General features: G+C 69.2%; 22 protein-coding genes, 1 tRNA gene and 1 pseudogene. 15 read left to right on the top strand and 9 right to left on the bottom strand.

All coding sequences use genetic code 11. The annotated features are described in order from the left end of the window. Nucleotides 1-35: 35 nt before the first annotated feature. The 3 genes from OUA97_RS18030 to OUA97_RS18020 are packed head-to-tail and all read left to right on the top strand — an operon-like array spanning nt 36 to nt 3,429. Nucleotides 36-1,289, top strand: coding sequence for an MFS transporter (locus OUA97_RS18030; protein ID WP_267233418.1), 1,254 nt, complete (start codon nt 36-38; stop codon nt 1,287-1,289). Further along, on the top strand, nt 1,286-2,491 hold the full coding sequence (locus tag OUA97_RS18025) for an MFS transporter (RefSeq protein WP_267233417.1): 1,206 nt from the start codon (nt 1,286-1,288) through the stop codon (nt 2,489-2,491). The genes OUA97_RS18030 and OUA97_RS18025 overlap by 4 nt, the downstream gene beginning before the upstream one ends. Nucleotides 2,492-2,526: 35 nt before the next feature. Next, the gene (locus tag OUA97_RS18020) at nt 2,527-3,429 is read left to right on the top strand and encodes an EamA family transporter (RefSeq protein ID WP_267233416.1); all 903 of its coding nucleotides are present in this window, start codon (nt 2,527-2,529) and stop codon (nt 3,427-3,429) included. Between the two features lie 13 nt (nt 3,430-3,442). Here the strand turns inward: OUA97_RS18020 and OUA97_RS18015 are convergent, their stop codons facing one another. Next, a complete protein-coding gene (locus tag OUA97_RS18015; RefSeq protein WP_267233415.1) occupies nt 3,443-4,141 on the bottom strand; it encodes a DUF1345 domain-containing protein in 699 nt (232 codons plus the stop codon). Between the two features lie 190 nt (nt 4,142-4,331). Here OUA97_RS18015 and rpmI point away from each other — a divergent pair, with 190 nt between their 5' ends. The 5 genes from rpmI (at nt 4,332) to pheT (ending at nt 8,900) form a co-directional block, all read left to right on the top strand. Next, nucleotides 4,332-4,532: a 50S ribosomal protein L35 gene (gene rpmI / locus OUA97_RS18010; RefSeq protein WP_267233414.1), complete on the top strand. Its 201-nt coding sequence runs from the start codon at nt 4,332-4,334 to the stop codon at nt 4,530-4,532. Nucleotides 4,533-4,545: 13 nt separating this feature from the next. Further along, a complete protein-coding gene (gene rplT, locus OUA97_RS18005) occupies nt 4,546-4,902 on the top strand; it encodes a 50S ribosomal protein L20 (protein WP_183771798.1) in 357 nt (118 codons plus the stop codon). A 118-nt stretch (nt 4,903-5,020) separates the two neighbouring features. After that, entirely contained in the window at nt 5,021-6,124 is a 1,104-nt protein-coding gene (gene pheS / locus OUA97_RS18000; RefSeq protein ID WP_267233413.1) for a phenylalanine--tRNA ligase subunit alpha, read from the top strand. After that, a complete protein-coding gene (locus tag OUA97_RS17995) occupies nt 6,124-6,528 on the top strand; it encodes an ASCH domain-containing protein (RefSeq protein WP_267233412.1) in 405 nt (134 codons plus the stop codon). The genes pheS and OUA97_RS17995 overlap by 1 nt, the downstream gene beginning before the upstream one ends. Further along, nucleotides 6,525-8,900: a phenylalanine--tRNA ligase subunit beta gene (gene pheT, locus OUA97_RS17990; protein ID WP_267233411.1), complete on the top strand. Its 2,376-nt coding sequence runs from the start codon at nt 6,525-6,527 to the stop codon at nt 8,898-8,900. The genes OUA97_RS17995 and pheT overlap by 4 nt, the downstream gene beginning before the upstream one ends. Nucleotides 8,901-8,965: 65 nt before the next feature. Here pheT and OUA97_RS17985 read toward each other — a convergent pair whose 3' ends face one another. After that, the gene (locus OUA97_RS17985; protein WP_267233410.1) at nt 8,966-9,724 is read right to left on the bottom strand and encodes an alpha/beta fold hydrolase; all 759 of its coding nucleotides are present in this window, start codon (nt 9,722-9,724) and stop codon (nt 8,966-8,968) included. Nucleotides 9,725-9,744: 20 nt separating this feature from the next. Next, the gene (locus OUA97_RS17980) at nt 9,745-10,380 is read right to left on the bottom strand and encodes a DUF1134 domain-containing protein (protein ID WP_267233409.1); all 636 of its coding nucleotides are present in this window, start codon (nt 10,378-10,380) and stop codon (nt 9,745-9,747) included. Between the two features lie 108 nt (nt 10,381-10,488). Here OUA97_RS17980 and OUA97_RS17975 point away from each other — a divergent pair, with 108 nt between their 5' ends. Further along, nucleotides 10,489-11,124: a hypothetical protein gene (locus tag OUA97_RS17975; RefSeq protein ID WP_267233408.1), complete on the top strand. Its 636-nt coding sequence runs from the start codon at nt 10,489-10,491 to the stop codon at nt 11,122-11,124. A gap of 50 nt (nt 11,125-11,174) precedes the next feature. Further along, on the top strand, nt 11,175-12,980 hold the full coding sequence (gene lepA, locus OUA97_RS17970; protein ID WP_267233407.1) for a translation elongation factor 4: 1,806 nt from the start codon (nt 11,175-11,177) through the stop codon (nt 12,978-12,980). On the opposite strand, the gene OUA97_RS17965 is transcribed toward lepA, so the two are convergent. Further along, nucleotides 12,949-13,344, bottom strand: a complete 396-nt coding sequence (locus OUA97_RS17965; RefSeq protein ID WP_267233406.1) for a DUF2784 domain-containing protein — start codon at nt 13,342-13,344, stop codon at nt 12,949-12,951. The genes lepA and OUA97_RS17965 overlap by 32 nt on opposite strands. A 99-nt stretch (nt 13,345-13,443) precedes the next feature. Between OUA97_RS17965 and OUA97_RS17960 the strand changes: the two genes are divergently transcribed. Next, nucleotides 13,444-13,581, top strand: coding sequence for an entericidin EcnA/B family protein (locus OUA97_RS17960; RefSeq protein WP_267233405.1), 138 nt, complete (start codon nt 13,444-13,446; stop codon nt 13,579-13,581). An 18-nt stretch (nt 13,582-13,599) separates the two neighbouring features. On the opposite strand, the gene OUA97_RS17955 is transcribed toward OUA97_RS17960, so the two are convergent. Continuing rightward, the gene (locus OUA97_RS17955) at nt 13,600-13,761 is read right to left on the bottom strand and encodes a hypothetical protein (RefSeq protein WP_267233404.1); all 162 of its coding nucleotides are present in this window, start codon (nt 13,759-13,761) and stop codon (nt 13,600-13,602) included. Between the two features lie 156 nt (nt 13,762-13,917). Between OUA97_RS17955 and OUA97_RS17950 the strand changes: the two genes are divergently transcribed. Together OUA97_RS17950 and OUA97_RS17945 are read left to right on the top strand one after the other, a co-directional pair. After that, a complete protein-coding gene (locus OUA97_RS17950; RefSeq protein ID WP_267233403.1) occupies nt 13,918-14,298 on the top strand; it encodes a DUF983 domain-containing protein in 381 nt (126 codons plus the stop codon). A gap of 57 nt (nt 14,299-14,355) precedes the next feature. Further along, nucleotides 14,356-15,069 carry a DUF599 domain-containing protein gene (locus tag OUA97_RS17945; RefSeq protein WP_267233402.1) on the top strand — a complete coding sequence of 238 codons (714 nt, stop codon included), beginning with the start codon at nt 14,356-14,358 and terminating at the stop codon, nt 15,067-15,069. Here the strand turns inward: OUA97_RS17945 and OUA97_RS17940 are convergent. From OUA97_RS17940 to msrA, 3 genes and pseudogenes are all read right to left on the bottom strand, one after another. Further along, a complete protein-coding gene (locus tag OUA97_RS17940) occupies nt 15,066-15,404 on the bottom strand; it encodes an MmcQ/YjbR family DNA-binding protein (protein ID WP_267233401.1) in 339 nt (112 codons plus the stop codon). The two genes, OUA97_RS17945 and OUA97_RS17940, sit on opposite strands and share 4 nt — an antisense overlap. Next, a pseudogene (locus OUA97_RS17935) lies at nt 15,401-15,505 on the bottom strand (MmcQ/YjbR family DNA-binding protein); the annotation flags it as partial. The pseudogene OUA97_RS17935 and the gene OUA97_RS17940, both read right to left, overlap by 4 nt. Nucleotides 15,506-15,546: 41 nt before the next feature. After that, nucleotides 15,547-16,200: a peptide-methionine (S)-S-oxide reductase MsrA gene (msrA, locus tag OUA97_RS17930; RefSeq protein ID WP_267233444.1), complete on the bottom strand. Its 654-nt coding sequence runs from the start codon at nt 16,198-16,200 to the stop codon at nt 15,547-15,549. Between the two features lie 156 nt (nt 16,201-16,356). Here msrA and OUA97_RS17925 point away from each other — a divergent pair. Further along, nucleotides 16,357-16,446 (top strand) — tRNA-Ser (locus OUA97_RS17925). A gap of 162 nt (nt 16,447-16,608) precedes the next feature. Here OUA97_RS17925 and OUA97_RS17920 read toward each other — a convergent pair. Continuing rightward, a complete protein-coding gene (locus tag OUA97_RS17920; RefSeq protein ID WP_267233399.1) occupies nt 16,609-17,709 on the bottom strand; it encodes a S1C family serine protease in 1,101 nt (366 codons plus the stop codon). Nucleotides 17,710-17,872: 163 nt separating this feature from the next. Between OUA97_RS17920 and OUA97_RS17915 the strand changes: the two genes are divergently transcribed. Next, a partial coding sequence (locus tag OUA97_RS17915) for a hypothetical protein (RefSeq protein WP_267233398.1) occupies nt 17,873-18,978 on the top strand: 1,106 nt, incomplete at its 3' end.

Below are 18,978 nucleotides of genomic sequence, written 5' to 3'. Positions count from 1 at the left end.
TGCGGCGTCACGCAGGTCCGCTTAACAGCGTTCAAATGTCCGACACCGCTTCGCGGGAGACGGCTCCGTCCCGCTGGGCGGCGCCGTCCCTGATCGCCGTCATCTTCATCAACATGCTCGGCTTCGGGATCATCGTCCCGTTGCTGCCGTTCTACGCCAAATCGTTCGACGCGCCGGCCTGGCAGATCGCGCTGATCTTCTCGGCCTATTCGGTGGGCGCATTCTTCGGCGAGCCGTTCTGGGGCCGGCTGTCGGACAAGTACGGCCGCAAGCCGCTGCTGATCTCGACGATCATGGGCAACTGCCTGTGCTACCTGGCGCTGGCCTTCGCGCCGAACATCTGGGCGGCGTTCGTGATCCGGCTGATCGGCGGACTGGCCGCCGGCAACGGCGCGGTCATCCAGGGTTACATCGCCGACGTCACCCCGCCCGAGAAGCGGGCCCGGCAGCTGTCCTACCAGGGCGCAGCCTGGAACGTCGGACTGATCGTCGGCCCGTCGATCGGCGGCATCTTCGCCCATCCGAACATGGGGCCGATCGGCTTCCAGGTGCCGCTGTTCATCGCCTCGGGCTTGGCGGCGCTGTGCGTGGCGGCGATCATCGTCTTCATCCGCGAGAGCAAGACCCGCGAGAAAGCGATCACCCACCGGCCGAGCCGCTGGGGCGCGCTGAGCGAAGTGGTCGGCAACCCGATCATCGGGCGGCTGATGCTGCTGACCTTCATGGTCGGCTTCGCCTTCACCGGCATCGAGAGCACCTTCGGGCTCTGGGCCCAGGCCAAGTTCGACTGGGGCCCGCGCGAGATCGGCATCGTATTCGCCTTCACCGGCGTCGCCGCGGCCCTGACCCAGACCTTCATCACCGGCCGGCTGTCCGAGCGCTATGGCGAGGGCAAGATGCTGGCGATCGGCATGGGGCTGACCGTGATCGCGGCGGCCAGCCAGCCGTTCTCGATCAACATGCCGATGGTCATCGCGCTGATGTGCCTGACCGCCATCGGCCAGTCGGTCGCCTGGCCCAACGTCGGGGCGATGATCTCCCAGACCGCCGACCCGCACCGCCAGGGCCAGATCCTCGGGCTCAACAACGCCACCGGCGCGCTGGCGCGGGTGGTGGGGCCATTCTGCGCGGGCCTGATCTTCCCGGTGAACATCAACGGCCCGTTCATCCTGGGCGCGCTGGTGGTGACGCCGGCGATCTTCCTGGCGCTGGCCGCCAGCCGGCGGGTCGTGGCTCATCGAGCCCAGCTGGCCGCCGCGGCTCAGGACGAACCGGCCCCGACGCCATGAGTCCGCCCGCCGCCTCGCGCGCGGAGGAGAGCCGGGCGATGGTCGTCCTGCTGTCGGTGATCTTCCTCAACATCGCCGGCTTCGGGTTGGTGATCCCGCTGCTGCCGTTCTTCGGCAAGTCGCTGGACGCCCCGGCCTGGCAGATCGCCATCCTGTTCTCGGCCTTCTCGTTCGGGCAGTTCCTGGGCGAACCGTTCTGGGGCCGGATGTCCGACCGGCTCGGCCGCCGCCCCGTGCTGATGGTCACCATCGCCGGCGGGGCGCTGGCCTATGTGGCGCTGGCCTTCGCGCCGAACATCTGGCTGGCCTTCGCCGCGCGGTTCGTCGGCGGCTTCCTGTCGGGCAACATCTCGACCCTGCAGGGCGCGCTGGCCGACATCACCCGACCCGAGGAGCGGGCCGCGAAGATGGGGCTGATGGGCTCGGCCTTCTCGCTCGGCTTCATGGTCGGGCCGGCGCTGGGCGGGCTGCTGGCGCGGCCCGAGCTCGGGCCGCTGGGCTTCCACATCCCGCTGTTCGCGGCCGCGGGCTTCGGCCTGCTGTCGGCGCTGGCGGTCTTCGCCTTCGTGCGCGAGAGCCGGCCCGAGCCGCGCCAGGGCCCGCAGCCGAACCGCCGGGAGGTGCTGCGCGCCTCGCTGGCCCACCCGATCATCCTGCGGGTGATGCTGATCAGCTTCGTGGTCATTTCGGGCTTCGCCGGGATCGAGGCGACCTACGGCCTGTGGACCGAGCACCGGTTCAACTGGGGGCCGCGCGAGATCGGCTTCGCCTTCATGGGCATCGGGGTGCTGGGCGCCTTCTGCCAGGCGGTGGTGACCGGAATGCTGGTCCGCCGCCACGGCGAGGCCCTGGTCCTCACCGCAGGCCTGGCGGCGATGTGGATCGGCATGCTCTTCCAGTTCTTCTCGCCCAACTGGCCGGTGGCGATGGTCGGGTTCGCCTTCGTCTGCTTCGGCCAGTCGATCTGCTTTCCCTGCCTGACGGCGCTGATCTCGCAGGCCGCGCCGCCCGAGCGGCAGGGCGAGACCCTGGGGCTCAACATGTCGAACATGGCCCTGGCGCGGATCGGCGGCCCGATCTTCGCCGGCCAGCTGTTCTCGCTGGTCGATCCGGGCGCGGCCTTCGTGGTGACGGCGATCCTGATCGTGCCGGCCGCCGTGATGGCCTTGCAGATCATGAAGCGGTCGCCGCGGCCGGCGTAACGAGCCGGGGCCGCTTCTGCTAATAGGTCGCCGCCATGTCCCGATCGCCCACCCCCGCCGCCGCGCCGCGCGCCCTGATCCCCTACGCGGCGCTGATCGGGGCGATCGTCTCGCTGTGCGCGGGCACCTCGTTCGCCAAGCAGCTGTTCCCGCTGGTCGGCGCGCAGGGGGCGACCGCCTATCGCGTCGGGTTCTCGGCGCTGCTGCTCTGCCTGATCTGGCGGCCCTGGCGCCAGCCGCTGACCCGCGACGATCTCGGCCGGCTGGCCCTGTACGGCACGGTGCTGGGGCTCATGAACCTCTCCTTCTACATGGCGATCCGCACCATTCCGCTGGGGCTGGCCATCGCCATCGAGTTCATCGGGCCGCTGAGCCTGGCGCTGGTCCATGCGCGGCGGCCGATCCACTTCGTCTGGATCGGGCTGGCCGCCCTCGGACTGCTGCTGCTGTTGCCGCTGCGCGACGCGGCCCACGCCCTCGACCCGGTCGGGGTCGGCTTCGCCGCCGCCGCGGCGGTCTGCTGGGCGCTCTACATCGTGCTGGGCAAGCGGACCGGCCACCTGCCGGCCGGGCAGTCGGTGGCGCTGGGCATGACGACCGCGGCGCTGATCGTCGTGCCGTTCGGCCTGATCAAGGCGGGCGCGGCGCTGTTCGACCCGAAGCTGCTGGCCCTGGGACTGGTGGTGGCGATCGTCTCGAGCGCCATCCCCTACTCGCTGGAGATGGTCGCCCTGCGCGGGATTCCCAAACGCAGCTTCGGGGTCATGCTGAGCCTGGAACCGGCGGCCGGGGCGATCGCCGGCCTGCTGATCCTGGGCGAGCACCTCGCGGTCACGCAATGGCTGGCGATCGGGCTGATCATCGCCGCCTCGGTCGGCGTGATCCTGACCGATCCGGCGGCGCGTGACCTGGCCGACGAAGGCGCCGTCGCGCCCTAGGGACCGAGAAGGATCAGAACAGCCCGGCCAGCAGGTTGATCGTCAGGGCCAGCACCACGGTGTTAAAGGTGAAGGCGACGACGCCGTGGACGGTGCCGATGCGCCGCAGCTCCTTGGAGGTGAAGGAGACGTCCGCGGTCTGGCAGGCGACGCCGATGACCACCGAGAAGTGCAGGAAGTCCCAGTAGTCGGGCTCCTCGCCGCCGGGGAACTGCAGGCCGCCGGCGTCCCGCGGGGTGTCGGCGTCCGGGGCGTAGTACTCGTGCGCATAGTGCAGGGCGAAGATCAGCTGGACCATGAACCAGGACGCGGCGACCGTCGCGAAGACCAGCGTCACCCGCAGCGCCTTGACCAGGCCGACATCGACCTTGGCGGCCGAAAGCTCCTTGGCGATGACCCATATGCTGGCCGCGGCGGCGGCGATGACCAGGGCGAGGATCACCCCCTGCCCCTGGTCCTGGGTGGCGGCGACCGCCCGCATCCGCGCCGAGTCGGCGCCCCACATCATGCGGACGGCCAGGGCGATGAAGGTCAGGCAGGTGGCGTCCCAGGCGAGAATCGCCGTGGTCACCGTACTGAGGCCGCTGGGGATCAGCAGGCAAACGGTCCAGACGGCCAGGCCCGCGGCGGCCGCCGCCAGCAGCCGCGGCCGCGCCACGAAGGTTCCGAGCATGCGCCGCCGGGGCGCTTGCGGGGCTGGCGTCAGCGTCATCGGACCCTCGTTCCAGGCGGGCGTCGTGACTATATGACAGCCCCGGCCGAGTCGCCGCACCCGACTCAAAGCCTTGCCTTCCCTCACCCTTTCGCGTAAACGCCCCGCTCTTCGGAGTCGTCTGGCCAAAGGCATGCCAGGGCGGCTCATCAATACACCAGAGGACGGGGCCGCAAGGCTCCGCAGAGAAATGCCCAAACTGAAGACTAAATCGGGCGTGAAAAAGCGCTTCAAAATGACCGCGACCGGCAAGCTGAAAGCCGGCGTCGCTGGCAAGCGTCACCGCCTGATCAGCCACAACGCGAAGTACATCCGTCAGAACCGCGGCACCAAGGTGATGACCGAAGCTGACACCAAGATCGTCAAGCTTTGGCTCCCCTACGGCCTTTAAGGAGAACTGACACATGGCTCGCGTGAAACGGGGCGTCGTCGCCCACGCCAAGCACAAGAAGGTTCTCGAGCAAGCCAAGGGCTTCTACGGGCGCCGCAAGAACACCATCCGCGCCGCCAAGGCGGCCGTGGACAAGGCCGGCCAGTACGCCTACCGCGACCGCAAGGTCCGCAAGCGCAACTTCCGTTCGCTGTGGATCCAGCGCATCAACGCTGCGGCTCGCCTGGAAGGCTTCACCTACTCGCAGTTTATCTTCGGCCTGGACAAGGCCGGGATCGAAATCGACCGCAAGGTCCTCTCGGACATCGCGGGTAACGATCCCACCGGGTTCAAGGCCATCGCCGACAAGGTTCGCGCCGCGCTGGCTTGAGGCCGTTTGAGTCGTCAGACTCACTGAGCATTCGAGAAGCCCTCCGGCGAGGACCGCCGGAGGGCTTTTTGCTGTCTCCGCTTCCCGCGCTTCATCCGATCCCTTAGACGAGCCCGTCATGACCGCCCAACTCGAAGCTGACATCCTCGCCGCCGTCGACGGCGCGGGCGACGCCGCCGCCCTTGAGGCCGTGCGCGTCTCCGCCCTCGGCAAGTCCGGCTCCATTTCCGACCTGCTCAAGTCGCTGGGGGGCATGAGCCCCGACGAGCGGCGCGAGCGCGGCCCGCAGATCAACGGCCTGCGCGACCGGGTCCAGAGCGCCATCGCCGCGCGCAAGCAGGTGCTGGAGGCGGCCGAACTCGACGCCAAGCTGGCGGCCGAGAAGGTCGACCTGACCCTGCCGGCCCCGCCGCGCCGCAAGGGCAGCGTGCATCCGACCATGCAGGTCATGGACGAGATGATCGCGGTGTTCGCCGAGATGGGCTTCTCGGTCGCCGAGGGCCCGGACATCGAGACCGACTTCAACAACTTCACGGCGCTGAACTTCCCGCCCAAGCACCCGGCGCGGGAGATGCACGACACCTTCTTCCTGCCGGAAGACGCGAACGGCGAGCGCAAGGTGCTGCGCACCCACACCAGCCCTGTGCAGGTACGGGTCATGCACAAGGTCAACGAGAAGCTGCCGGGCTGGATCGCCAACGGCCAGGAGCCGCCGATCCGGGTGATCGTGCCGGGCCGCACGTTCCGCAAGGACTCAGACCAGACCCACACGCCGATGTTCCACCAGATCGAAGGCCTGGTGATCGACAAGGCCATCCACATGGGCCACCTGAAGTGGACGCTGGAGACGTTCCTGTCGCGCTACTTCGAGACGCCCGAGGTGGTCACCCGCTTCCGCCCGCACCACTTCCCGTTCACCGAGCCGAGCGCCGAGATGGACGTGCAGTGCGACCGCTCCGGCGGCGAGGTGAAGATCGGCCAAGGGACCGACTGGCTGGAGATCCTCGGCTGCGGGATGGTGCACCCGAACGTGCTGCGCAACTGCGGCCTGGACCCGGACGTCTGGCAGGGCTTCGCCTTCGGCTGCGGCGTCGATCGGCTGGGGGTGCTGAAATACGGCATGCCCGACCTGCGCGACATGTTCGCCAGCGACGTGCGCTGGCTGGAGCACTACGGCTTCAGCCCCTATGCGGCGCCGAACCAGGCCTCCGGCCTGAGCTGATGCCCGCAAGCGCCTACAGCACGCTGGAGCACTTTGCTTTCGGCGACAGCCCGGCGATGGCCGACGAGCTTCTGGCCCTGGTGCTCCAGGGCAAGAAGACCGCGACCTGCTGGCCGGCGTCGCAGGGACTGAAGGGCAGCGCGCCGGGCGCCCGCTATGTGGTGCTCGACGGGGCGGGCGCGCCGCGCGTCGTCATCGAGTCCACCGAACTGATCCAGCGGCGCTTCGACAAGGTGCCGGCCGACTTCGCCGCCGAAGAAGGCGAAGGCGACCTGAGCTACGCCCACTGGGCCGCCGTCCACGAAGACTGTTTCACCCGCGAAGGCGCCTTCGCACCCGACATGATGCTCTGGTGCGAACGCTTCCGCCTGGTCGAGATCATCGGCGAAGGAGCCGATCTATGAAGTTCACGCTCTCCTGGTTGAAAGACCACCTCGAAACCGACGCGACGACCGGGCAGGTCGTGGACGCCATGACCATGGCCGGGCTGGAGGTCGAACATGTCGACGATCCGGCCGCGAAGCTGGCCGCGTTCTCGGTCGCCAAGATCGTCGAGGCCGTGCAGCACCCGAACGCCGACCGCCTGCGCGTCTGCCAGGTGGACACCCGCGACGGGCGCAAGGAGATCGTCTGCGGCGCGCCGAACGCGCGGGCCGGGATCACCGTCGTCTACGCGCCGATCGGCGCCTATGTGCCCGGCCTGGGCGTAACCCTGGTCGAGAAGCCGGTGCGCGGCGTGGTCTCGCACGGCATGCTGTGCTCGGCCTCGGAACTGGAGACGGCGTCGGAGTCCGACGGCATCATGGAGCTGCCGGACAGCCTGGCGGTGGGCGTGCCCGTCGCCGAGGCCCTGGGCCTGGAGGCGGTGATCGACTTCGAGGTCACCCCCAACCGTCCCGACTGGCTGGGCGTCGTCGGCATCGCCCGCGACCTGGCCGCCGCGGGCCTGGGCAAACTGAAGGACGTCTCGGTCGCGCCGGTCGCCGGCAAGTTCGCCAACCCGATCGAGATCCGCCTGGACGGTTCGGACGGCTGCCGCCAGTTCACCGGCCGGTTGATCCGCGGCGTCAAGAACGGCCCTTCGCCGGCCTGGCTGCAGCAGAAGCTGACCTCGATCGGCCTGCGCCCCATCAACGCCCTGGTCGACGTCACCAACCTGATCTCCTACGACCGCGCCCGGCCGCTGCACGTCTATGATGCGGCGAAGCTGGCCGGCGGCTTCATCGAGGCCCGCGCCGGCAAGGACGGCGAGAGCGTCGAGGCGCTGGACGGCAAGACCTATGCGGTCACCCCGGAGATCACCGTCATCGCCGACGGCTCCGGCGCCATCGGCCTGGGCGGCGTCATGGGCGGCCTGTCGACCGGCTGCAGCGACGAGACCACCGACGTCTTCGTGGAAAGCGCCTGGTTCGACCCGATCCGCATCGCCCAGACCGGCCGCACGACGGGGATCACGTCGGACGCGCAGTACCGCTTCGCGCGGACCGTCGATCCGGCCAGCCAGGTCCCGGGCCTGGAGCTTGCCACCAAGCTGATCCTGGAGCTGTGCGGCGGCGAGGCTTCGGAAGTCACCGTGGTCGGCGAGGCGCCGGCCGCGCCGCAGGCCTTCGCCTTCGACCGGGCCTATGTGAAGCAGCTCTCGGGCCTGGACCTGACACGCGAGCGGATCGACCAGATCCTGGTCGACCTGGGCTTCACCCTGGACGGCGACATGGTGCAGCCGCCGAGCTGGCGGCGCGACGTCGAGGGCAAGGCCGACCTGGTCGAGGAGGTGGCGCGGATCGAGGGCTACGACGCCCTGCCCGCCTCGCCCCTGCCCGAGATGGCCCGACCGGCCGGCGGCGTGCTGACGGCCAGGCAAGCTCGCGTGCGGACCGGCCGCCGGGCGATGGCCGCCAAGGGCTATGCCGAGACCATCACCTGGAGCTTCACCAAGCGCGAGACCGCTGCCCTGTTCGGCGGGGGCCAGCCCGAGCTGGTGATCACCAACCCGATCGCCTCCGACCTCGACTGCATGCGTCCGTCGATCCTGCCGAACCTCATCGAGGCGGCCGGCCGCAATGCGCGGCGCGGCTTCCCCGACGTGGCGCTGTTCGAGATCGGCCCGCTCTACAAAGGCGACCAGCCGGCCGACCAGCTGACCGCGATCAGCGCCGTCGTCGCCCCGCACCCGCCGCGGCGCTGGGACGGCGGGGCGACCAACCCCCTGTTCGAGCTGAAGGCCGACGTGCTGTCGCTGCTGGAGGACCTGGGCGCGCCGACGGGCTCGCTGCAGGCGGTGCAGGGCGGCCTGTCCGACTGGTGGCACCCGGGCCGTTCGGCCGCGCTGCGGCTGGGCAAGAACACTTTGGTCGAGTTCGGCGAGATCCATCCGCGCATCCTGAAGGCGCTGGACGTCGAGGGCCCGGTGCTGGGCTTCGAGCTGATCCTCGACAACGTGCCCGAGCCGAAGAAGAAGGCGACCAAGACCAAGCCAGCGCTGGAGCTGTCGGCGCTGATGCCGCTGTCGCGCGACTTCGCCTTCGTGGTCGACGAGGCGGTGGCCGCCGGCGACCTGATCAAGGCCGTGGCCGGCGCCGACAAGGCGCTGATCACGGAGGCCCGCGTGTTCGACGTCTATCGCGGCCAGGGCGTCGCCGAAGGCTCCAAGTCGGTGGCGGTGGAGATCCTGTTGCAACCGCGCGAGAAGACCCTGACCGACGCCGAGATCGAGGCGCTGTCGGCCAAGGTGGTGGCCGCCGCTGAAAAGGCCGTGAGCGCCAAGCTGCGCGCCTGACGTGAAACTGCGCCTCGGGGTCTCTCCTTGCCGCCAGGGCGAGCCCCCGACCGCAGGCTGGCGCGTCAGGCGCGGGCCAGCTCGTCGAGGATGATGTCCCGGCAGAAGTCGGTCGCCTGGCTGAGCACGTCGTGGCCGCAGCCGGCGGCGATCTGCATGCGCAGGTTCGGATAGGCGGCCGCCAGGGCGTGGTCGGCCTCGTCCATAAGCGACGGGGCCATGGCCAGGTCCCGGGGCGGAGCCAGCGGCACGTCGCCGCAAACCACCAGGGCCGGCGCCTTCAGCCGGTCGAGCAAGCCGCCGTAGCTGCGGTTCTGGACAATGGCCCCGTCACGCCAGCCGAGCGCCTCGAACAGGAACTCGGGCGTTGGGAGATCGCCCTGGGCGGCGCGGCGTTCGAGCACCACCTCCAGCGGCCAGCGCCCAGCGGTCGAGAAGAATGGATCGAACGCCAGGGCGGCGTAGCCGCGGGCGTTGAGCGCCAGGGCCAGCAGGCCGCCGAGACCGAGCCCGGCCACCAGCACCCGTCGCCCGGGCAGCACGGTGCGCAGGCTCTGGCCCATTCCATTGACGAGATCGTCCCAGCTATGGGCCGAGAGCGGCGGCGCCGTCCCGTGACCGGGGAGCGTGGCCAGCATGACCTCCGCCTCCGGCTCCAGGCGGGCGAACCAGGGGGCCATCGAGCCCGGCGTCGAGAGCACGTCGTGGATCAGCACCACCACCGACTTGTGGCGGTCGCGCAGCTCCGGCCGCCCGGCGAAGACCATCAGGTCGCCGCCCGGCGTCTGGCATTGGATCCACTTGGTGTCGCTGACCGGCCGCATCGCGCCGCCCCCCTGTCGCCTCAGAAGGGCAGGGTGCGCCGAGTCCGGCTGAATCCAAGATAGCCGACATTGGCGCCGAGCCGGACGCCGACGCCGGTGCGGATCGGGGCCAGGATGATGTCGTCCGAGCGCAGGTAGTTCACGCCCAGACCGGCGACCAGATAGGCGGAGCCCTCGACGCCAGGGAACCGCTGGAAGATCACTTCCGGGTACTGGAGATTGTAGCAGAGGGTGAAGACGCGGCTGGCGTTGCCGCCGAAGTCCCAACCCACGGACGGGCCCTGCCAGAACACTTCGATCGGCTGGCGGTTCTTCATGTAGAGCAGGCCGCGGCCATAGCGGGCGCCGCCCACGAAGGCCCCGGAGGCTTCCTCGCCAGCGATGTAGGCCGTGGGCCGGCCATTGTCCTGGAAGGCGCGTTCGACCGCGCCGCCGGCGGCCTCGGCGGTGACGCCGAGGAAGTCGGAGACGTTGTTGACCAGTTCTTCGCGGCTGTAGGTCTCGGCCTGGCCGGTCGAATAGCTGGGATTGGCGGTGGCGCTCGGGCTCGGCGGCGGCAGCTCACCCGGCCCGGCAGGCCCACCGGGCTGGGCGGTGGCGCAGCCCGCGGTTCCAAGCGTGGCCAGTCCCGAAACAATCAGCGTGCGGCGGTCCATGAAATTCCCTTGAAGCTTGAACGAGCCTCATATCCCCAGACGGCATGAATGCGGCGGCCAGGCTTAACGGGCGATTAACCATGCGAAGGCGCAGTCTTCGGCCCGAAGATGACCGGAGCGAGCATGCCGATAGTTGTCGCCGAGTACGTGGCGCGTTGGTCCAGTTCACTGTTCGCCGATGTCGCCGAACCACCGTGGCGCGTGATCCAGCATGCCGAGACGCATCTGCTGGAGGCCATGGGGAAGCTGCCGGCCGGCTATGAGATCGCCAACGACGTGGCGATCCACACGACGGCGATCGTCGAGCCGGGCGCAGTCGTCAAGGGACCGGCCATCATCGGCCCGCGATGCTTCGTGGCCGCGAGCGCCTATTTGCGCGGCGGCGTGTTCATGGATGAGGACTGCATCATCGGCCCCGCCGCCGAGCTCAAGACCACCTTCATGTTCAAGGGTTCGAAGCTCGCGCACCTCAACTTTGTCGGGGACAGCATCCTAGGCGCCGCGGTCAACCTGGAGGCGGGCAGCATCCTGGCGAACTATCGCAACGAGCTTGAAGACAAGCGCATCCGCATCCGCTTCGGCCAAGACGTGATCGACACCCAGGTCGAGAAATTCGGCGCCTTGGCAGGCGACGGCACGCGCATCGGCGCCAACGCCGTCGTCGCACCGGGCGCCATCTTTGCGCAGGATACGCGCGTCGGTCGGCTCACGCTCGTCGACCAGCACCCGCTCGCCCACTCATAGATTGACGCCACGCTCGCGATATTCGCCGAATGTGCTAGAGGCAGGCCACCATGACGACGCCCCTGTCCCGCATCCGCAACTTCTCCATCGTGGCTCACATCGACCACGGGAAATCGACCCTGTCCGACCGGCTCATCCAGGAGACCGGCGCGCTGACCAAGCGCGAGATGACGGAACAGGTGCTGGACAACATGGAGATCGAGCGCGAGCGCGGGATCACCATCAAGGCCCAGACCGTGCGCCTGGAGTACAAGGCCCAGGACGGCGAGACCTATGTCCTGAACCTGATGGACACCCCCGGCCACGTCGACTTCGCCTATGAGGTCAGCCGCTCGCTGGCCGCGTGCGAAGGCTCGATCCTGGTGGTCGACTCCTCGCAGGGCGTCGAGGCCCAGACCCTGGCCAACGTCTACCAGGCGATCGACAACAACCACGAGATCGTGCCGGTCCTGAACAAGATCGACCTGCCGGCCTCCGAGCCCGACCGGGTGCGCCAGCAAATCGAGGACGTCATCGGCATCGACGCCTCGGACGCGGTGCTGTGCTCGGCCAAGACCGGCGAAGGCATCGCCGAGGTGCTGGAGGCCGTGGTCGCCCGCCTGCCCGCGCCGCAGGGCGACCGCGAAGCGCCGCTGAAGGCGCTGCTGGTCGACGCCTGGTACGACCCCTACCTGGGCGTCGTGGTGCTGGTGCGGGTCATCGACGGCGTGCTGAAGGCCGGCATGAAGGTGCGGATGATGAACGCCGGCGCCACCCACCAGGTGGACAAGATCGGCGTGTTCCGGCCCAAGCAGACCGAGGTCGCCGAGCTCGGCCCCGGCGAGATCGGCTACATCACCGCCCAGATCAAGCAGGTGGCCGACGCCGCCGTCGGCGACACCATCACCGAGGAAAAGCGCCAGACCGAGCACTCCCTGCCCGGCTTCCGCGTCGCCCAGTCGGTGGTGTTCTGCGGCCTGTTCCCGGTCGATGCGGCCGACTTCGAGGACCTGCGCGCCGCCATCGGCCGCCTGCGCCTGAACGACGCCAGCTTCACCTACGAGATGGAGACCAGCGCCGCGCTCGGCTTCGGCTTCCGCTGCGGGTTCCTGGGGCTGCTGCACCTGGAGATCATCCAGGAGCGGCTGAGCCGCGAGTTCGACCTGGACCTGATCGCGACCGCGCCCAGCGTCGTCTACAAGATCCACCTGACCGACGGGACGGAGATCGAGCTGCACAACCCGGCCGACATGCCCGATCCGGTGAAGATCGCCGACATCAGCGAGCCGTGGATCAAGGCGACCATCCTGACCCCGGACGAGTACCTCGGCTCGGTTATCAAGCTCTGCCAGGACCGCCGCGGCGAGCAGCGGGAGCTGAGCTATGTCGGCAGCCGCGCGCTGGTGGTCTACGACCTGCCGCTGAACGAGGTGGTTTTCGACTTCTACGACCGGCTGAAAAGCGTTTCGAAGGGCTACGCCTCGTTCGACTACGCGATCGAGGGTTATCGGGTCGGCGACCTGGTGAAGATGTCGATCCTGGTCAACGGCGAACCGGTGGACGCGCTGTCGATGCTGGTCCACCGCGACCGGGCCGAGACCCGCGGCCGCGGCATGGTCGAGAAGATGAAGGACCTGATCAGCCCGCACCAGTTCCAGATCCCGCTGCAGGCGGCGATCGGCGGCCGGATCGTGGCCCGCGAGACCATCCGCGCCCTGCGCAAGGACGTCACGGCGAAGTGCTACGGCGGCGACATGAGCCGCAAGCGCAAGCTGCTGGACAAGCAGAAGGCCGGCAAGAAGCGCATGCGCCAGTTCGGCAAGGTCGAGATCCCGCAGGAAGCCTTCATCGCCGCCCTGAAGATGGACGCCGACTAGGGTTGGGCGGAACCAGCTTCCACAGCGCCAGCACGTAGACGAAGACCGCGGCGTAGGCCGCGGTGAACGCCCACATCGGCAGCGGCCAGTAGATCACGCTGTTGACCGCCCGCATGATCAGCGGCCCCTCGCCCGCGCCGGCCAGATCGTCCTGCCAGATGGTGAGGAAGCAGGCGCGGCCGGCCAGCGCCTGCAGCGCCACGACGGCGAGCGAGGCCAGATGCAGCGCCCGCCACCAGCGCACCCGCACGAACGCCCAGCCGCGCCAGGCGCCGAGCGGGATCGCGACCAGGCCGACAGGTTGAAGGCGATGACCGCCAGGTGCACGGCCAGCACCAGCACGGCGAAGGATTCCATGCCTCATCCTAGCGCCGCGGCGCCCCGTTGATCAGAGGCCCGGCGCAGGCCTAAAAATCGCCTGGAAGCGCGGCCATGAGGCGGCCACGCCATTCGGGGGAATTCCATGCGCAAGATCATCGTCCTGGCCGCCGTCGCCGCCGCGCTGATGACGTCGGCCTGCAACACCATCGAGGGCCTCGGCCGCGACGCCCAGGCCGCCGGCGCAGCCGTGACCGGCGCCGCCAACGACATGAAGCGCTAGAGCAAACTCGGGTTTCGTTCAGGCGTCCTCCTCGCGGGACGCCTGCTCGGCGATACGGGCCTTGTCCTCCGGCGGGACCACCGCCGGATCGGCGCTGCGCGAGATGTCCTCGGCCGCGGTCGCGGGTCCGACGTGGCCGTGGGGATCCTTCTCGACAGGCATGTGGGGCTGGTCGGTCATGGTCGCTCCCTCGCGTTGGACCGAAGATCGGCCGTCCGCCAGCAGATTTAAAGCCGCGAAAGCGACGATGTTCCTGCTGCTGCGGCCGCGGGGCCCCTTTCATTGACGTCCGTCAAAGCGCATATCGAGCCACGACGTCACCCAGGTATCGTGTCCATGTTCGTGCAATCGATGCTCCGCGGCCTGAAGGGCCGCTGCCCCGCCTGCGGTGAAGGCAAGCTGTTCAGCCGCTATCTGAAGGTGCAGCCGACCTGTTCGCACTGCGGGCTGGACCTGGCCAAGTACCCGGCCGACGACGGCCCGGCCTACTTCACCATCCTGATCGTCGGCCACCTGGTCGTCGCCCCGCTGCTGATCTTCCCGGTGATCTGGGAGGCCTCGCCCGCCATCGTGCTGCCGGCGACGCTGATTCCGCTGGCGATCGTCACCCTGGTGCTGCTGCACGTGACCAAGGGCTGGTTCATCGGCCTGCTGTATGCGCTGGGCGTCAAGCAGGGCGACCGTGCGGTCCACACCGCGGACGTCGCCGACCGCTAGCCGACGCCGGGCGAGGCGCCCTACCATCGGCCTCGCCTGACACCGGAACCGACCTTCGTGAAACTGATCGACGCCCTTACGAGCGCGGACATCGTCGCCCTCGCCGTCTTCACCCTCGTCTGGCTGGCCTATGAGCCGCTGCTGAAGATGCTGGCCCGCGGCAAGGGGCTGATCAACAGCGACATGACCGTCGTCCGCGCCGCCTGGATGCGGACCATGGCCGGGCGCGAGAACAAGTTCATGGACGGCCAGCTGCTGGGCCACACCCTCAACTCGGCCTCGTTCTTCGCCTCGTCCAACCTGATCCTGATCGCCGGGGCGGCCGGGGTGCTGTTCGGCGGCGAAGGCGCGTTCCGCAGCGCCTCGAGCCTGATGGTGCTGAAGACCTCCTCGCGGATGCTGTTCGAGGCGCAGATCGCTCTGGTGCTGCTGGCCCTGGCCCGCGGGCTGCTCGACTTCATCTGGGCGATTCGCCAGATGAACTACTGCCTGGCGGTGATCGGGGCGACGCCGACCACCGAGGACAAAGGTTTCCAGCGCACCTATGGCGACGCCGCCGCGCGGCTGCTGAACCCGGCGCTGTCGTCGTTCAACCGCGGGGTGCGCGGCTATTACTTCGCGCTGGCGGCGGCGGCCTGGCTGTTCGGCCCGTTCGCCTTCCTGGCGGTGACGCTCTCGGCGGTCGCGCTGCTGTTCATGCGCCAGCGCCACTCGCCCTCGGCCCGGGCGGTCAGCGAGATCCGCGGGCTGCTGGAAAACCGCGAAGACTAAAGGCCGAGCTCAGCCCGCGCCTTGCGGGTCAGCTTGCCGGCGATGAGATCGTGCGAGGTCGCGATCCAGCCGGCGACCTCATCGGCCTCGGCATCGTCCAGGTCGACGATGACCCAGCTCCCCTTGGCCAGGTACGGCGCCTGGCGGCCGGGGCCGCCCTCGTCGGTCAGCACCATGAAGCCGATCTCAGTGACCTTGAACGACAGCCCGCCGGCCAGGCCGCAGATCGCGAACACCTTGCCGCCGACCTTGTAGACGTCGGCCCCGCCCCACTGGACGACCCTGGTCGCCGCCGGCAGGCCTAAGGCGATCGCCTCCACCTCCTGCCGGGTCATGCCAGTCCGATCTCGGCGCGGGCCTTGCGGGTCAGCTTGGCGGCGACCAGGGCGTGCGAGGTCGCCAGCCAGTCAGCCACCTCGGCGGCGTCGAGGGCGGCGCCGGGCAGCGCCCGGGCGGCGGCGTCGAACTCCTCGCGCGTCACGCGCTGACGCCGACGCCGATCGGACAGGTGACGCCGGTGCCGCCGATGCCGCAGTAGCCGGCCGGGTTCTTGGCCAGGTACTGCTGGTGGTAGTCCTCGGCGAAGTAGAACTCGGGCGCCTCGGCGATCTCGGTGGTCACCGCGCCGTAGCCCTGGTCCGACAGCGCCTGCTGGTAGGCCTGCAGCGAGGCGGCCGCGGCGGCGGCTTGCGCGTCGCTATGGACATAGATCCCCGAGCGGTACTGGGTGCCGATGTCGTTGCCCTGGCGCATGCCCTGGGTCGGGTCGTGATTCTCCCAGAACACCTTCAGCAGGTCCTCGTAGGTGACCACGCGCGGGTCGTAGACCACGCGGACCGCCTCGGTATGGCCGGTGCGGCCGCTGCAGACCTCCTCGTAGGTCGGGTTCGGGGTGATCCCGTTCACATAGCCGACGGCGGTCACCCAGACGCCCGGGAGCTGCCAGAACTTGCGCTCCACGCCCCAGAAGCAGCCCATGGCGAAGTCGGCGATCTCCAGCCCGTCCGGATAGGGCCCCTTCAGCGGGCGGCCGTTGATGAAGGAAATCTCGGCGGTCGGCAGCGGGCTCGCACGGCCCGGCAGGGCCGTATCGGCCGTGGGAAGCTCAAGGGTTTTCTTGGCGAAGATCATGGCGTGCCCGATCATTGAGAACTTGGACCGAAACATAGGATCGCCCGCGGCCGATTGCACGCGCGCCGAAATCCCACGGAAGGCGGCTTGCCCGTCAGGGCGTCATGAGTATATTGCGCGCCTTCCGCGAGGGGCCATGCGTCCTTCAGGGCCTGTGGTGAGGTGGCGGAGTGGTCGATCGCGCACGCTTGGAAAGCGTGTATAGGTGAAAGCCTATCGAGGGTTCGAATCCCTCTCTCACCGCCAAATTTCCCCAATGACGACTTTGCGTAGCGCCTGACCGGCGGATACGCGGGCGGTTGATGTCCGGGCCGGCGCACGAGCGCGATTCGTTCGAGATCCAGCAGCTGGACGGCCGCGCGGGCGCCGTCGTCAGTGGACCGAGCGGATGCACGGCGTCGAAGCGTTCTACTTGATGCGCTCGTAGCGGTAGGGGTCGGACTCGCCGGGCTTGAACTGGCCGACCAGGTCGTAGGTCCCGTCGCCGTCGACATCGAGCAGCGCCTCGTCGAAGTTCCCGTCGCGGCCGAGGTCGGTGATTTCGGCGTCGATCTTGCCGTCGCCGTCGTGATCGAACAGGTAGGTGTGCGGCTCGCTCTTCTTGGCCGGCTCGATCATCACGAAGTCACCCTCGGCGTCGCAATTGACGTCGATCAGGTAGCCGAGCCCCTTAGGATCGGAGACGGCCCACTCCTTGAGCGCCACAGCCTCGCACTCGCTGCCGGCGGAGACCGCGCGCGCGCCGGCCGACCGGTTGGCGCGGCGGTCTTCCTTCAGGGTCAGGAAGGTCCGCACGTCGTCGGCGGAGACGGCGAAGTTCAGCCCCTCGCCGTCGCTTTTGAAGCTGTTGATGCCGATGATCTCGAGATTGTCGTCCAGCAGCGGGCCGCCGGAATTGCCCGGATTGATCGGGGTCTGGGTCTGCACGACCGTCGCCTTGTGGTCGAGGCCCATCTCGGTGCGCCAGCCGTAGTCCTTGCGCACCTGGCTGACGATGCCGCGGGTATAGGTCCAGGCCTGGCCGGTCGGATGGCCGATGGCGTGGACGTCCGAGCCGACCTGCACCGCGCCTGAAGCGGCCAGCGGCAACGGCTTGGCCCCGGCCGGAACCTCGGAGACCTGCAGCAGGGCGAGGTCGGCGACCTCGTCGCGGCGGAGCACCTTGGCGCGGCGGACATCGGCCTTGCCGAAGGACGCGCCCTCGGCCGCCGGCTTGAACACCACCCCGACCTCCTTGGCGTCGCCGACGACGTGCAGGTTGGTGACGATCTTGCCGTCGGCGCTGATCAGGGCGCCGGAGCCGAAGCCGTCGCCGGCCAGCACCAGCACCACCGACGGCGCGGCGGCCTGGTAGACCTGGGCGTCCTTGGCCCCGCGGGTGACCTGCCGGGGCTGCGCGGCCGCCCAGTCCAGCGCCGCGGCATAGCGCGCCGCGGCTGCGCCGGGCAGCGAGGGGACCGTGGCCACAGGGCGCTTGCCGCCGACCGCGTCGGGACCAGGAGCGGGCATCGCGCCGCCCGCATGGCCTACCGCCGATTGCGCTAATCCGTATGATGGTGAAGCTAGAAGCACCACCGCCGCGCAGATTTGGAGCCGCCGCATGGCGCCTTTTCCCCCGAAGACTTCGCCCAGGCGGAGCCTAGCGGCGTGGAGCGCGCTCGCAAGCGCGTTGTTGCTGAGCTCGCAACCGGCAGTGGCCGCCGAGCCCTCGCCGTGGGGCCTGTACTTCCAAGGCAAGGCTCAGAGCGCGCGCCAGCAGCTGGCGCGCCAGCTGGCCGGCAGGGACCTGGATCCCGCCGCACGCCGGGCGGCGACCGCCACACTGCTGGATATCTGCATCCACGGCCGGGATCGCGACTGCGTCCTGGAGCAGGTTCCGAACTACATCGCCCTGCCCGATCCCGCCGCGGCGAACGAGCTTGCGCGGCGCGAAGACATTCGGCGCACCGGTTACTACCTGGACTACGGCAAGTTCACCTACGGGTCCGCGCCGGTGACTGCGAAGATCCTGGAGGGCGACCTCTGGCGCCAGGAGAACGCCGCCAACCCCAGCCTCTACCTGCGCCGGCTCTCGCTGGCCTCGAGCATCCAGCTGGAACGGGAGGACTACGCCGGCGCCCGCGTGAGCGTCGACAAGACCCTGTCGCTGATCGCGTCGCTGAAGAATCCGCAGGACGACGCCTTCCTGGTCGCCTGGGCGCTGTCGGACGCGATCGACAGCCTGCGGGCGCTGGGCCAGAGCGACCGCGCCTATGGGGTCTATCGGGCCGGCGGCGGGTTCATCGCCGCCTCGCTGCCGCCGCTCAGCGTCGATGCGATGATGTACCGGCTGATCGAGGCCGAACTGCTGCTGGAGCAGGGTCAGTTCGCCGCCGCCCTGCCGGTGCTGGACCTGGCCGTCGCCACCGCCGGCGCCATCGAGCTGGACGACGACAGCCGCGCCTACGTGACCGCCCAGGCCCTGACCCGCAAGGCCGTCGCCTGCACGGCCCTGCTCAAGCCGGACTGCGCGCGCGAGGCCATCGACGCCCATCCCTATGGCAAGCTCTACGAACGCGCGGGACGAACGCCGGCCGATTTCGAGGAAACCACCTATCTGGCGGCGCGGGCGCTGGTCGCGGCGATCGAACAGCGCCCTGACCCGGTCGTCGCCAAGGCCTTGGCGCAGGCCGCGCCCTTTGAGGCGGGCGCAGGCGCCAACGCCGAGCCGGCCGCGATCTACCGCATGGCCGGACGCGCCCTGGCGCTGGCGCCGGGGGCCGAGCGGCAGGCGGGGGT

The organism is Phenylobacterium sp. 58.2.17, assembly GCF_026411515.1.
Lineage (GTDB): Bacteria > Pseudomonadota > Alphaproteobacteria > Caulobacterales > Caulobacteraceae > Phenylobacterium.
Note: the sequence above shows the minus strand (reverse complement) of the source record. Positions and strands in the feature narration are given on the sequence as shown.